The sequence below is a fragment of the Enterobacter cloacae complex sp. 385G4 genome (assembly GCF_057320665.1).
Window position 1 is genome coordinate 931,465 of record NZ_JBXWDD010000001.1, and the last position, 13,503, is coordinate 944,967.

The following is a 13,503-nucleotide window of genomic DNA, read 5'->3' on the forward strand; positions in this document are numbered from 1 at the left end:
GTGAATAATGCGTGATTTACATAAAGGCGTCTGGCAGATGAGTCTGGCGATGTTAATTTCCGGCTCTATCGGCGCGTTTGTTTTGCTCAGCGGTCTGCCGGTGACGGAAGTGGTGTTCTGGCGCTGCCTTATTGGGGCAATAGCGCTTTTCATTTTTATCCGGGTAAGTCAAAAGCCCTTTAGCCCCCTCACCCGCACCACGCTGCTGCTGGCGATTCTCGGCGGTGTGGCATTAGTGGTGAACTGGCTGCTGCTCTTCGCAGCCTATGAGCGGATCTCTATTGGTCTTTCGACCGTGGTCTATAACACCCAGCCGTTTATGCTGGTCCTGATGGGGATGTTTTTAGGCGAGCGCGTCAGCGTGGTGAAATGGGGCTGGCTGTTCCTCGCCTTCGGCGGCGTGGTGATACTGCTCTCCAGCGAGCTCGCCGGCGCGCATGGCAGTGAATGGCTCGCCGGAATCGGTCTGGCAATGGCCGCGGCCTTCTTCTACGCGCTGACGGCAATCATTGCGCGCAAACTGAAAACAATCGCACCGCAGCATATTGCCTTTATTCAGGTGCTGACGGGCGTCGTGATGCTTCTGCCGTTTGCCAGCCGGCCGTCATTTTCCGGTGATTTTCCCTGGCCGATCCTGCTGACGCTCGGCATCGTCCATACCGGCATTATGTACCAGCTGCTCTACAGCGCGATTCAGAAGCTACCTACCCCCATTACCGGCTCCCTGTCGTTTATCTATCCGGTGGTGGCGATCGTTGTCGATAACCTGGTGTTCGGACACTCGCTGAACCTGACGCAGCTGGCGGGCGGCGCGTTGATCCTGTTTGCTGCAGCGGGCAACAACCTGGGCTGGGGCGAAAAAAAACCCCGCGAATGCGGGGTTGGTTTCAAGACGCTGAATTAGCGACGGGCACGCACAATCTGGTATTTGCGCGTCAGGTACTCCACCGGCGCGCTCCAGATATGCACCAGACGGGAGAACGGGAACAGCACAAACAGCGTCATCCCCAGCACCAGGTGAACTCGGAAGATAAACGCCACGCCCTCCAGGTGCTCAGACGCTCCGCCGTGGAAGGTCACGACGGACTGCGCCCACCCCACCAGCTTCATCATTTCACTGCCGTCCATATGCTGCGCAGAGAATGGAATAGTCAGCAGACCCAGCGCGCACTGTACCATCAGCAGGGAGAGGATCAGGATATCCGCTGCAGTGGTGGTTGCACGCACGCGCGGGCTGAACAGACGACGTTTCAGCAGCAGCAGGCCACCCACCAGGGTCATCACGCCGCAGGCACCACCAGCGATCATCGCCATCTTCTGCTTCACTTCAATCGGCAGCCATGCTTCGTACATCCAGTGCGGCGTCAGCATCCCAAGGAAGTGACCGGCAAAAATCCCCAAAATACCGATGTGGAACAGGTTAGACGCGACGTGCATCCCTTTGCGGTCCAGCATCTGGCTGGAGGCAGCACGCCAGGTGTACTGGCCGTAGTCATAGCGCAGCCAGCTTCCCACCAGGAACACGGTGCCCGCGATATACGGGTAAATGTCAAAGAAGAACATATTCAGGAAGTGCATTAGTGCCGTCCTCCGTTAGAGATATTCAAATATTGCGGGGCAACCGCGCCGGCAAAACGACGCTGGTGAGCGGAGATTTCAGACTCGCCGCAGTTCTGGTCAGCAAAGAATTTCACCTGCTCTTCTTCCCAGACCGCATCCAGCGCTTGCGGGGTATCGTCCCGGGCTTCGTCCGCGATTTTCTCTGCCACTTTTTCGCTGTCGACCGAGGCATTAGCCAGCTTCACCAGCAGATCGAACAGCACCGCATAGCGGCTCTCGCGCTGCTGAAGACGCGCGCCGAGCAGCGCAAGAATCGGGGCGATATCCTGCAGACCGCCCAGCGCCTCTTCTTTCGGCAGCTGCGCCAGATACTCCAGGTACAGCGGCAGGTGGTCCGGCAGCTCGCGGCTGTCGAGCTGCAGGCCGTGCTGCTCGTACTGAGCCATCAGGTCCACCATCGCCTGACCGCGGTCGCGGGATTCCCCGTGAACGTGTTCAAACAGCAGCAGCGACGTCGCGCGCCCGCGGTCAAACAGCTGGCTGTAGTCCGCCTGCGCGTCGAGCAGATCGCGTGCCAGCAGATCGCGGAGGAAAACGCCAAGCCGCTGGGCATCCTCTTTATCCAGGTTTTCAGATGACGCGAGTGCATCAAAGAGTTCCTGTTGATGCTGCGCAAGCGCAGCATCCGGGTACTCGAGCAGACGCGAAACAATGATGAGTTCAATCATTGGTGCGGCTCCGTTTTGCTGGTCACATCCATGGCGTCGATGCGGCGGCTGTTGAACAGGTTGAATTTACTGTCTGACCCGTGGCAACCGTCGCCAAAGGTAAAGCCACACCCGCTTTTCTCCGGGAAGGCCTCGCGGGCCAGCTCGCGGTGGCTGCTTGGCACCACGAAACGATCTTCGTAGTTAGCGATTGCCAGATAGCGGTACATCTCCTGCGCCTGCGCTTCGGTCAGGCCGACCTCTTCCAGCGCGCGGGTATCGTTCACGCCGTCAACGGTTTCCGCACGTTTGAAGTGGCGCATCGCCAGCATACGTTTCAGCGCCAGCAGTACCGGTTGGGTATCACCGGCGGTCAGCAGGTTGGCCAGGTACTGAACCGGGATACGCAGGCTTTCCACGTCAGGCAGAATGCCGTTGCTGCCCAGCTCGCCCGCGTCAGCCGCAGACTGAATCGGAGACAGCGGCGGCACGTACCAGACCATCGGCAGGGTGCGGTATTCCGGGTGCAGCGGCAGGGCCAGCTTCCAGTCCATAGCCATTTTGTACACCGGAGACTGCTGCGCGGCGTCGATGACGCTCTGCGGAATGCCGTCTTTCAGCGCCTGCTCAATCACCTTCGGATCGTTCGGATCGAGGAATACGTCCAGTTGACGCTGATAGAGATCTTTCTCATTCTCGGTGCTTGCGGCATTCTCAATCGCGTCCGCGTCGTACAGCAGCACGCCGAGGTAACGAATACGACCTACGCAGCTCTCGGAGCAGACGGTCGGCATACCGGCTTCGATACGCGGGTAGCAGAAGATGCACTTCTCAGACTTACCGCTCTTCCAGTTGAAGTAGATTTTTTTGTACGGGCAGCCGGTGATGCACATGCGCCAGCCGCGGCACTTGTCCTGGTCGATCAGTACGATGCCGTCTTCTTCACGCTTGTAGATGGCACCGCTCGGGCAGGTCGCGACGCACGCCGGGTTCAGGCAGTGTTCGCACAGGCGCGGCAGATACATCATGAAGGTGTTTTCGAACTGGCCGTACATCGCCTTCTGCATGTTCTCGAAGTTCTGGTCTTTGGCGCGCTTTTCGAACTCGCCGCCCAGAATTTCTTCCCAGTTTGGACCGCTGGTAATTTTGTCCATGCGCTGACCGGTGATCAGCGAGCGAGGACGGGCGATCGGCTGGTGTTTGCTTTCCGGCGCGTTGTGCAGGTTCTGGTAGTCGTAATCAAACGGCTCGTAATAGTCCTCAATGCCCGGCAGGTGCGGGTTAGCGAAGATTTTACCCAGCAGCATTGCGCGGTTACCCATGCGCGGCTGCAGCTTGCCGTTGATTTTGCGGATCCAGCCGCCCTTCCACTTCTCCTGGTTTTCCCAGTCGGTCGGGAAGCCGGTGCCCGGCTTACTTTCCACGTTGTTGAACCAGGCGTACTCCATACCTTCGCGGCTGGTCCAGACGTTTTTACAGGTCACTGAACAGGTGTGGCAGCCGATGCACTTATCCAGATTCAGCACCATGCCGACTTGTGAACGAATTTTCATTTTACGCTCTCCTGTACCTGGTCATTACCTTCGCCGTCTAACCAGTTAATATTCTTCATCTTACGTACCACCACGAACTCATCGCGGTTCGATCCTACGGTGCCGTAGTAGTTAAAGCCGTAGGCCAGCTGCGCATAGCCACCGATCATGTGGGTCGGCTTCGGCGTAATACGGGTCACGGAGTTGTGAATACCGCCGCGCTGCTCGGTGATCTCTGAACCCGGCAGGTTCACGATACGTTCCTGCGCGTGGTACATCATGGTCATCCCGGCCGGTACGCGCTGGCTCACCACCGCACGCGCCGTCAGGGCGCCGTTGCTGTTGAACACTTCAATCCAGTCGTTATCTTCGATACCTAAGTCTTTGGCGTCCGCTTCGCTCATCCAGACAATCGGACCACCGCGCGACAGGGTCAGCATCAGCAGGTTGTCGCTGTAGGTGGAGTGGATACCCCACTTCTGGTGCGGCGTCAGGAAGTTCAGCGCCTTCTCAGGGTTACCGTTCGATTTCGCGCCCATAACTGCGGTTACGGAGCGGGTGTCGATTGGCGGACGGTACACCAGCAGGCTTTCACCGAAGTCGCGCATCCACTGGTGGTCCTGATACAGTGACTGACGACCGGAAAGCGTGCGCCATGGGATCAGCTCGTGAACGTTGGTATAACCAGCGTTATAGGACACATGCTCATCTTCCAGACCAGACCAGGTCGGGCTGGAGATAATCTTGCGCGGCTGGGCCTGGATATCGCGGAAGCGGATTTTCTCTTCCTCTTTATTCTTCGCCAGATGCGTGTGGTCGCGACCGGTAAATTCACTCAGGGCCGCCCACGCTTTCACCGCCACGTGGCCGTTGGTTTCCGGTGCCAGGGTCAGGATCATCTCCGCCGCATCAATTGCCGTGTTGAGCATTGGCTGGCCTTTGGCCGGGCCGTCTGCTTTGGTGTAATTGAGCTTGCGCAGCAGGTCCATTTCGCTCTGGGTGTTCCAGGCGATGCCTTTGCCGCCGTTACCGATTTTCTCCATCAGCGGGCCGATGGAGGTAAAGCGCTCGTAGGTTGCCGGGTAATCACGTTCAACCGGAATGATGTGCGGCGCGGTCACGCCCGGAATCAGGTCGCATTCGCCTTTTTTCCAGTCCTTCACGTCAAGCGGCTGCGCCAGTTCGGCAGCGGAGTCGTGCTGGATTGGCAGCGTCACCACGTCGGTCTCTTTGCCCAGGTGACCTACGCAGACTTCGGAGAATTTCTTCGCGATGTCTTTGTAGATATCCCAGTCGCTTTTCGATTCCCACGCCGGGTCAACGGCGGCAGACAGCGGATGAATAAACGGATGCATGTCCGAGGTATTCATGTCGTCTTTTTCGTACCAGGTGGCGGTTGGCAGCACGATATCGGAGTACAGGCAGGTGCTGGACAGACGGAAGTCCAGCGTCACCACCAGATCCAGCTTGCCGTCCAGACCGTTGTCTTTCCACTCCACTTCTTCTGGCTTCACGCCGCCCTGCTTGCCGAGGTCTTTACCCTGAATACCGTTCTCGGTGCCCAGCAGGTATTTCAGCATGTACTCGTGACCTTTACCGGACGAGCCCAGCAGGTTGGAGCGCCAGATGAACAGGTTGCGCGGATGGTTTTTGCCGTTCTCAGGCTGTTCTGCCGCGAAGCGGATGGAGCCTTCCTTCAGGGATTTGACGGTGTAATCCACCGGTGACATGCCCGCTTGCTTCGCCTCTTGTGCAATGCGCAGCGGGTTAGTGCCCAGCTGCGGCGCAGACGGCAGCCAGCCCATGCGTTCAGCGCGCACGTTGAAATCAATCAGGTGGCCGCTGTAGCGGGATTTATCCGCCATCGGCGACAGCAGTTCCTGCGCAGTAACCGTCTCGTAGCGCCACTGGCTGGAGTGGTTATAGAAGTAGGAGGTGCTGTTCATGTGACGTGCCGGACGCTGCCAGTCGAGGGCAAACGCCAGCGGCTGCCAGCCGGTCTGCGGACGCAGTTTTTCCTGGCCCACGTAGTGCGCCCAGCCGCCGCCGCTCTGACCGACGCAGCCGCAGAAGATCAGCATGTTGATCAGGCCGCGATAGTTCATATCGAGGTGATACCAGTGGTTCAGACCGGCACCCACGATGATCATCGAGCGACCGTGGGTCTTGTCGGCGTTTTCAGCAAACTCGCGGGCGATACGAACGATCTGCGCGCGCGGTACGCCGGTGATCTGCTCCGCCCAGGCCGGGGTGTAGGCCTTCACGTCGTCATAGCTGGTTGCGCAGTTTTCGTCGTTCAGACCGCGCTCCAGGCCGTAGTTCGCCATGGTCAGGTCATAGACGGTGGTGACCAGCGCGGTAGAACCGTCGGCCAGCTGCAGGCGCTTAACCGGCAGCTTGTGCATCAGCACGTTTTTCAGTTCAACCTTGTTGAAGTGCTCGGAACCTTCACCGCCAAAGTACGGGAAGCCAACCTCGGCGATCTCGTCCTGGCTGCCCAACATGCTGAGGCGCAGCTCCGTCTCTTCACCGGTGGTGCTGTTGCGCTGCTCAAGGTTCCACTTGCCCTTCTCGCCCCAGCGGAAGCCGATAGAGCCGTTTGGCGCCACCAGCTCACCGTTGCTGTTATAGGCAACGGTTTTCCACTCAGGGTTGTTTTCCTGGCCCAGCGCGTCCACCAGATCGGCGGCGCGCAGCGTGCGGCCCGCGGCATAGTAGCCCTCACGCTCTTCCAGCATCACCAGCATCGGCATGTCGGTGTAGCGACGCACGTAGTCGGTGAAATACTGGCTCGGTTTGTCGAGGTGGAATTCGCGCAGCATGACGTGGCCCATCGCCATCGCCATCGCGGCATCGGTACCCTGTTTAGGTGCCAGCCACAGGTCGCACAGCTTGGCGATTTCCGCGTAGTCCGGGGTGACCGCAACGGTTTTGGTCCCTTTGTAGCGGACTTCGGTAAAGAAGTGCGCGTCCGGGGTACGGGTCTGCGGCACGTTAGAGCCCCAGGCGATGATGTAGCTGGAGTTGTACCAGTCGGCGGATTCCGGTACGTCGGTCTGCTCACCCCAGGTCTGCGGAGAGGCAGGCGGCAGGTCACAGTACCAGTCGTAGAAGCTCAGGCAGGTCCCGCCGATAAGCGACAGGTAGCGCGCGCCGGAAGCGTAAGAGACCATCGACATCGCCGGGATTGGCGAGAAGCCCGCCACGCGGTCAGGACCGTAGGTCTTCACGGTATAGACGTTGGAGGCGGCAATCAACTCGTTCACCTCTTTCCAGGAAGAACGAACGAAACCACCGCGACCGCGCGCCTGCTTGAAGCTTTTCGCTTTGTCGGCATCTTCAATGATAGAGGCCCACGCATCAACCGGATCGCTGTGCTGCACTTTCGCTTCACGCCACATTTTCATCAGGCGTTTGCGCATCAGCGGATATTTCAGACGGTTGGCGCTGTAGAGATACCAGGAGTAGCTGGCCCCGCGCGGGCAGCCGCGCGGTTCATGGTTCGGCATATCCGGACGGGTGCGCGGATAGTCGGTCTGCTGCATTTCCCAGGTCACCAGACCGTTTTTAACGAAAATCTTCCAGCTACATGAGCCAGTGCAGTTTACGCCGTGGGTAGAACGGACGACTTTGTCATGCTGCCAGCGCTGGCGGTAACCGTCTTCCCAGTCCCGGTTGGTATCCAGAACCTGGCCGTGCCCATCGGCAAAAGTTTCACCCTTCTGTTTGAAGTAGCGAAACCGGTCCAAAAATTTGCTCATCGGGTATCTCCTGTATGGAGCCTGTGGCTCTCTAAATCGACATTGCTGATTTGCAGCGAAGGTAACGCCCTGAAAGAGGAGGAGAATTGATAACGATCAAGACGAAGAGGGTCTGTAAAAGGAGGGGTTAGACCAAATACCACCAAAGCGGTATATTTTTAAAACGAATAAATAAATGATTTATAAAGATATTTATTATTCGTCGTACAATAACCCCGGCAAAATTTAACATCTCAGGTATTAAGGGGTAGACATACCTGCAAAGCGATGGCGATCACAGTGTTACCCGCAGATGACTGCGGTAAAAGCTTTCAGTATGTTGTAACTATTATTCAGTCGAAAAAAAACGCGGCCCGAAGGCCGCGTTAACGGATAATCACACTTACTTGTTTTTCTTGGTATTACGGCCATATACCAGCCACGTAATCACGACGCAGGCGATATAGAAGACGAGGAAGACTTTCATGGCGCCAGCCGGAGAGCCGGTCAGGTCAAGCGAGATGCCGAACGCTTTCGGAATAAAGAAGCCGCCAATTGCGCCAATAGCCGAGATAAAGCCCAGGGCCGCAGCCGTATCCGTCGCCGCTTCACGCATGGCCTGCTCTTCGCTTCCGCCCTGCGCTTTCACGCGATCCATCGTCAGCTTGCGGAAGATCACGGAGATCATCTGGAAGGTGGAAGCACTCCCCAACCCGGCCGTCAGGAACAGCACCATAAACACGCCGAAGAAGGCAAAGAAGTTACCGCCCTGCCCGTCAGAAGGCAGCGTCAGGAACAGCAGCGCGCAGAAGACTGCCATCACAATAAAGTTCACCAGCGTAACGCGAGTCCCGCCCAGACGGTCGGAGATCATGCCGCCCAGCGAACGCGCCAGTGCGCCAATGAACGGACCGAAGAAGGCGAATTGCAGGATCTGCACGTCCGGGAACTGGGTTTTCGACAGCATGGCAAAGCCCGCTGAGAAGCCGATAAACGAACCGAAGGTAGCCAGATACAGCAGCGCCATCACCCACAGGTGTCCACGCTTCAGCACCGGAAGCTGCTCGCTCAGGGATGCTTTCGACGCGCTCAGATCGTTCATAAAGAACCACGCAGCGAGGGTGAAGACCACCAGGAACGGGACCCAAATCCAGGCCGCGTTCTGCAGGTAGAGGGAAGAACCATCCGCCTGCTCAACGCCGCCGCCACCGAAGGCGGCAAAAATAGAAACAGAGATCGCCAGCGGCGCAATCAGCTGCATCACGCTTACGCCCATGTTGCCCAGACCGCCGTTAATACCCAGCGCGCCGCCCTGCTTCGCTTTCGGGAAGAAGAAGCTGATGTTCGCCATGCTGGAGGCGAAGTTAGCGCCGGCGAAACCGCACAGCAGGGAGATAATCACGAACACGCTGAACGGCGTGGAGGTATCCTGCACCGCGAAGCCTAGCCACACGCAAGGGACGATCATGATGCCCGTACTGAACGCCGTCCAGCGACGGCCACCGAATACCGGGACCATAAACGCGTAAGGGACACGCAGCAGCGCGCCAGACAGCGACGGCAATGCGGTAAGCATAAACAGCTGATCGGTCGTGAACGTAAACCCTACTTTCGGCAGGTTTACCGCGACCGCGCTAAACAACATCCATACGCAAAACGCTAAAAGCAGACACGGAACGGAAATCCACAGATTCCGGCTTGCTACACGATGGCCGCGCTGTTGCCAGAACGCCGGATCCTCTGGACGCCATTCTGTAATAACGGCACCATTTTCCCTTTCGGGAGCGGATGAGTGACTCATAGACACCTCTGATTCTCGAATGATGCTGCAAACATTAGGGTTTTAGGGCGGCGGTAAGTTGATATAAATCAAAGGAAAAGTGCGGGGATTTGCGGCGCAAAAAAAGGGGTTATCCTTAGTGAGTAGGATAATTCGGTAAAAAAGACGTGGTTTTTCACTGCACTGAAGGTTCCTTGCTACCACCGCTTCTTCACCTATACTCCGTTGGCAATTTAGGGGTAATCCTTTATTGGTATGGGTATACTCCAGGGTATGCACCAGAATAGCGCCATTCCTGCAAGCAGGCCACGTTAGGAGCCCGGCAACTCTATGTTAAAAAGATGTTTATCACCGCTGACTCTCGTCAATCAGCTAGCCCTGATTGTTTTGCTGTCTACCGCCCTTGGCGTGGCCGGCATGGCGATTTCCGGCTGGCTGGTACAAGGGGTACAGGGTAATGCACATGCCATCAACGAGGCAGGTTCTCTACGCATGCAGAGTTATCGTCTGCTGGCGTCGGTCCCCCTGACGCAGGACGATCGGCCCTTAATTGATGAAATGGAGCGCACGGCCTTCAGCCCCGAACTGGAAAACGCCGCCATCCGCGCCGGCCAGCAGTCCCAGCTTAAAGCCCTGCAGGGCTACTGGCACACCCAGCTGGAACCCGGTCTGAAACAGGCGCGCAGCACCGAAACCGTTGCGCAGGACGTAGCGGGTTTCGTCTCCCGCATTGACGCGCTGGTCTCCTCTTTCGACCAAACCACCGAATTACGCATCGACCGGGTGGTAATGGTACACCGTGCCATGGCGCTGTTTATGGGCCTGCTGCTGATCTTCACCATTATCTGGCTCCGGGCGCGGCTGCTGAATCCCTGGAAACAGCTGCTGGCGATGGCGCGCGCCGTAACGAACAGAGATTTTACCCAGCGCACGCACATCAGCGGCCGCAACGAGATGGCCATGCTCGGCCAGGCGCTGAACACCATGTCGGCGGAGCTCTCCGAAAGCTACGCGGTGCTGGAGCAGCGCGTGCAGGAAAAAACCGCCGGGCTGGAGCAGAAAAATGAGATCCTCTCCTTCCTGTGGCAAGCCAACCGTCGGCTGCACATGCAAGTGCCGCTATGCGAACGCCTTTCGCCGGTGCTGAACGGCCTGCAAAATCTGACCCTGCTGCATGACCTGGAGCTGCGGGTTTACGATGTGGAAGATGAAGATAATCATCAGGAGTTTACCTGTCAGTCCGACATGTCCTGCGATGATAAAGGCTGCCACCTGTGCCCGCGCGGCCTGCCGCTGCAGGCTTCTGGCGGCACTACCTTGAAGTGGCGGCTGACGGACAGCCACACCCAGTACGGTATTCTGCTGGCCACCCTGCCAGCCGGACGTCATCTGAGCCACGACCAGCAGCAGCTGGTGGACACCCTGGTTGAACAGCTAACGGCCACGCTGGCGCTCGACAGGCACCAGGAAAAACAGCAGCAGCTGATCGTCATGGAAGAGCGCGCGACCATCGCCCGCGAGCTCCACGACTCTATCGCCCAGTCGCTCTCCTGTATGAAAATGCAGGTGAGCTGCCTGCAGATGCAGGACGCGGAAATGCCGGAAAGCAACAAACAGCTGCTGAGCCAGATCCGCAACGAGCTGAACACCTCCTGGGTACAGCTGCGCGAGCTGCTGACCACCTTCCGCCTGCAGCTGACCGAGCCGGGCCTGCGCCCGGCGCTGGAATCCAGCTGTCACGAATTTAGCGCCCGACTGGGGTTCCCGGTGAAGCTGGATTATCAGCTGCCGCCGCGGTTTGTCCCTTCCCATCAGGCGATTCATCTGCTGCAGATCGCCCGCGAAGCGCTGAGCAACGTGCTCAAACACGCTGAAGCGACAGCGGTTACGGTTACCGTCAGCCAGCACGCTAATCAGGTCAGGCTGACGGTTCACGACAACGGTCGCGGCGTGCCGGAAAATGCCGAACGCACTAACCACTATGGTTTAATTATTATGCGAGACCGCGCCCAAAGCCTGCGCGGTGATTGCCAGGTTCGACGGAGAGAGACGGGTGGCACGGAAGTTGTGGTCACCTTTATTCCCGAAAAACCGCTTACAACTGCTCAAGGAGAAACCCATGACTAATCAGGAACCGGCATCCATCCTGTTGATCGACGACCATCCGATGCTGCGTACTGGCGTAAAACAGCTGGTCAGCATGGCACCCGACATTACCGTGGTGGGCGAAGCCAGCAACGGTGAACAGGGTATTGAGCTGGCCGAATCCCTCGATCCGGATCTGATCCTGCTCGATCTCAACATGCCCGGCATGAACGGTCTGGAAACCCTCGACAAGTTGCGCGAGAAATCCCTTTCCGGTCGCGTGGTGGTCTTTAGCGTCTCCAACCACGAAGAGGATGTGGTCACGGCGCTGAAGCGCGGCGCGGATGGCTATCTGCTGAAGGATATGGAGCCGGAAGACCTGCTCAAGGCGCTGCAGCAGGCCGCCGCAGGCGAGATGGTGCTGAGCGAGGCCCTGACGCCGGTGCTGGCCGCCAGCCTGCGGGCGAACCGCGCCACCTCTGACCGCGACGTCAGCCAGTTAACGCCGCGCGAACGCGATATTCTGAAGCTGATTGCCCAGGGCCTGCCGAACAAAATGATTGCCCGCCGCCTGGATATCACCGAAAGCACGGTTAAAGTGCACGTGAAGCATATGCTCAAGAAAATGAAGCTAAAATCCCGCGTTGAAGCCGCGGTGTGGGTCCATCAGGAACGTATTTTTTAAGCATTACTCATCCGGCAGCAGCTTCCAGCGCGGGTCGTCGTCAGGTAATGCGACCAGCGGCTGCACCACAGCGAGCGTGATCTCATTGGATGAGACGCGCTGGCCCTTCGCATCTTCCACCACCGCCGAGAGATGCCAGCGGTTTGTCGCCCCTTCAGCGTCATTCCAGGCAGGCATGATCACGCTCCAGCCGTCGGTGCTGTCACTTTTCCCCGGGGACGTCAGGCTCAATGCCTGGGTATCACCCTGCCAGTGGATCTGACGAATTCCGTGAGTGCTGCGAACCTGCAGCTTCAGCATGACGGTTTCGCCCCCTTTGAGATCCCACGGCGGGGTTGCCAGCCAGACGGAGAGCGTTTTACGCTGGCGGAACTCCATCACCGGCAGGCTGTTACGCTCCGGCGAGTCATACCGGCTTCCGCGCAGGGATCGCGTGGCCGCAACCTCTCCGGCGGAGAGCTGCTTAACCAGCGGCACACCGAAGCGATAGTTGAGCTTCAGCCCGAGGTTATTCTGGCTCTCTCCGCTTTCGCCCTGCTTATGCCCGGCGGTCAGCGTCACCAGCGGCACGGGGGTATAGTTAAGCCCGAGATTGACCGCCACCGGGTTGTGATACCCGGTTCCGCTGTTGAAGAGGTCAACGTTGTCGCCAAAATATTGCTCAAAGCTGACGCTGGTGTTCAGGTGATGAAACCACGGCAGCCAGGCTTTGGCGGTCACGTCATATCCCCGCGCCATGCGCTGCTCCTGGACGTCAGAGCTGTCGCGCCAGCCGGCAAAAGGCTGATAATAGTTAGCCGACAGGCGCAGATTTTCTCCCCATACCTCCGCACCCAGCCCGGCACGCTGCAGGTTCTCATCCAGCAGGTTGTCGTAAAAGGTGTTGTAGCCCAGCAGCCATTTTCCTGCCACCCAGCGCTGGCCGATTCCGGCGTTACTGACCAGGCCATCCGTCTGCTGCGTCAGGCCGAGCTGGCTCCAGCTCAGGTAACGGTTGTTATCGTTCCAGGGGATAAACCAGCTCCCGCTGCTGCCGTTGAATTTCCCGTCGTTATCCACCAGCAAATTGACGCTGGCATTCCCCCAGGGCGACAGCCAGGATTCAATCTGCTGGTTCACCTCGCCGCTCACCGCGTCGCGCACCTGACCAAAGGCAAACTGCCGCGCCTGCTCGCCCGTAGTCAGGCCGTTGTCGGTCATACTGGCTTCACCAAAGGCTTTCGCCATTTCGGCGAGATGCTTTTCCCCCTCCCCGGTGGGGGCTGCCATACCGAGATCGGGGAGATTATCCCCGTTATTATCAAAGGGATTTTGTGCCTGCTGGATAAAGGAATTCGACGCACCGTGAACGGCTCCGGCAGTAACAAGGGAGAGTAAAACCAGCGTTCGGAAAGGGGGAGAAACAGTCATCAAT

General features: G+C 58.1%; 9 protein-coding genes. 3 read left to right on the forward strand and 6 right to left on the reverse strand.

Features of this window, described 5'->3' with window-relative positions; all coding sequences use genetic code 11:
* The first annotated feature begins 7 nt into the window (after positions 1–7).
* Positions 8–904, forward strand: coding sequence for a DMT family transporter (locus AC2FAJ_RS04680; RefSeq protein WP_248112360.1), 897 nt, complete (start codon positions 8–10; stop codon positions 902–904).
* Here the strand turns inward: AC2FAJ_RS04680 and narI are convergent.
* From narI to AC2FAJ_RS04705, 5 genes are all read right to left on the reverse strand, one after another.
* The gene (gene narI, locus AC2FAJ_RS04685) at positions 901–1,578 is read right to left on the reverse strand and encodes a respiratory nitrate reductase subunit gamma (RefSeq protein WP_028013442.1); all 678 of its coding nucleotides are present in this window, start codon (positions 1,576–1,578) and stop codon (positions 901–903) included. The two genes, AC2FAJ_RS04680 and narI, sit on opposite strands and share 4 nt — an antisense overlap.
* Positions 1,578–2,288, reverse strand: a complete 711-nt coding sequence (narJ, locus tag AC2FAJ_RS04690; RefSeq protein WP_045630577.1) for a nitrate reductase molybdenum cofactor assembly chaperone — start codon at positions 2,286–2,288, stop codon at positions 1,578–1,580. Before narJ ends, narI begins: the two co-directional genes overlap by 1 nt.
* Positions 2,285–3,820 (reverse strand): nitrate reductase subunit beta, encoded by a 1,536-nt coding sequence (narH, locus tag AC2FAJ_RS04695; RefSeq protein WP_028013444.1) that lies wholly within the window; start codon positions 3,818–3,820, stop codon positions 2,285–2,287. Before narH ends, narJ begins: the two co-directional genes overlap by 4 nt.
* Entirely contained in the window at positions 3,817–7,560 is a 3,744-nt protein-coding gene (locus tag AC2FAJ_RS04700) for a nitrate reductase subunit alpha (protein ID WP_041909592.1), read from the reverse strand. Before AC2FAJ_RS04700 ends, narH begins: the two co-directional genes overlap by 4 nt.
* A 382-nt stretch (positions 7,561–7,942) precedes the next feature.
* On the reverse strand, positions 7,943–9,340 hold the full coding sequence (locus AC2FAJ_RS04705) for a NarK family nitrate/nitrite MFS transporter (RefSeq protein WP_041909590.1): 1,398 nt from the start codon (positions 9,338–9,340) through the stop codon (positions 7,943–7,945).
* Between the two features lie 309 nt (positions 9,341–9,649).
* Here AC2FAJ_RS04705 and narX point away from each other — a divergent pair, with 309 nt between their 5' ends.
* Together narX and narL are read left to right on the forward strand one after the other, a co-directional pair.
* A complete protein-coding gene (gene narX / locus AC2FAJ_RS04710; protein ID WP_041909589.1) occupies positions 9,650–11,446 on the forward strand; it encodes a nitrate/nitrite two-component system sensor histidine kinase NarX in 1,797 nt (598 codons plus the stop codon).
* Positions 11,439–12,089: a two-component system response regulator NarL gene (narL, locus tag AC2FAJ_RS04715; protein WP_003856701.1), complete on the forward strand. Its 651-nt coding sequence runs from the start codon at positions 11,439–11,441 to the stop codon at positions 12,087–12,089. Before narX ends, narL begins: the two co-directional genes overlap by 8 nt.
* 3 nt (positions 12,090–12,092) lie before the next feature.
* Here narL and AC2FAJ_RS04720 read toward each other — a convergent pair whose 3' ends face one another.
* On the reverse strand, positions 12,093–13,499 hold the full coding sequence (locus AC2FAJ_RS04720; RefSeq protein WP_041909587.1) for a YchO/YchP family invasin: 1,407 nt from the start codon (positions 13,497–13,499) through the stop codon (positions 12,093–12,095).
* Positions 13,500–13,503 lie beyond the last annotated feature (4 nt).

Coding starts and splice junctions, on each gene's coding strand:
- AC2FAJ_RS04680 (WP_248112360.1), top strand. CDS start 8: ATGCGTGATTTACATAAAGGCGTCTGGCAGATGAGTCTGGCGATGTTA.
- narI (WP_028013442.1), bottom strand. CDS start 1,578: ATGCACTTCCTGAATATGTTCTTCTTTGACATTTACCCGTATATCGCG.
- narJ (WP_045630577.1), bottom strand. CDS start 2,288: ATGATTGAACTCATCATTGTTTCGCGTCTGCTCGAGTACCCGGATGCT.
- narH (WP_028013444.1), bottom strand. CDS start 3,820: ATGAAAATTCGTTCACAAGTCGGCATGGTGCTGAATCTGGATAAGTGC.
- AC2FAJ_RS04700 (WP_041909592.1), bottom strand. CDS start 7,560: ATGAGCAAATTTTTGGACCGGTTTCGCTACTTCAAACAGAAGGGTGAA.
- AC2FAJ_RS04705 (WP_041909590.1), bottom strand. CDS start 9,340: ATGAGTCACTCATCCGCTCCCGAAAGGGAAAATGGTGCCGTTATTACA.
- narX (WP_041909589.1), top strand. CDS start 9,650: ATGTTAAAAAGATGTTTATCACCGCTGACTCTCGTCAATCAGCTAGCC.
- narL (WP_003856701.1), top strand. CDS start 11,439: ATGACTAATCAGGAACCGGCATCCATCCTGTTGATCGACGACCATCCG.
- AC2FAJ_RS04720 (WP_041909587.1), bottom strand. CDS start 13,499: ATGACTGTTTCTCCCCCTTTCCGAACGCTGGTTTTACTCTCCCTTGTT.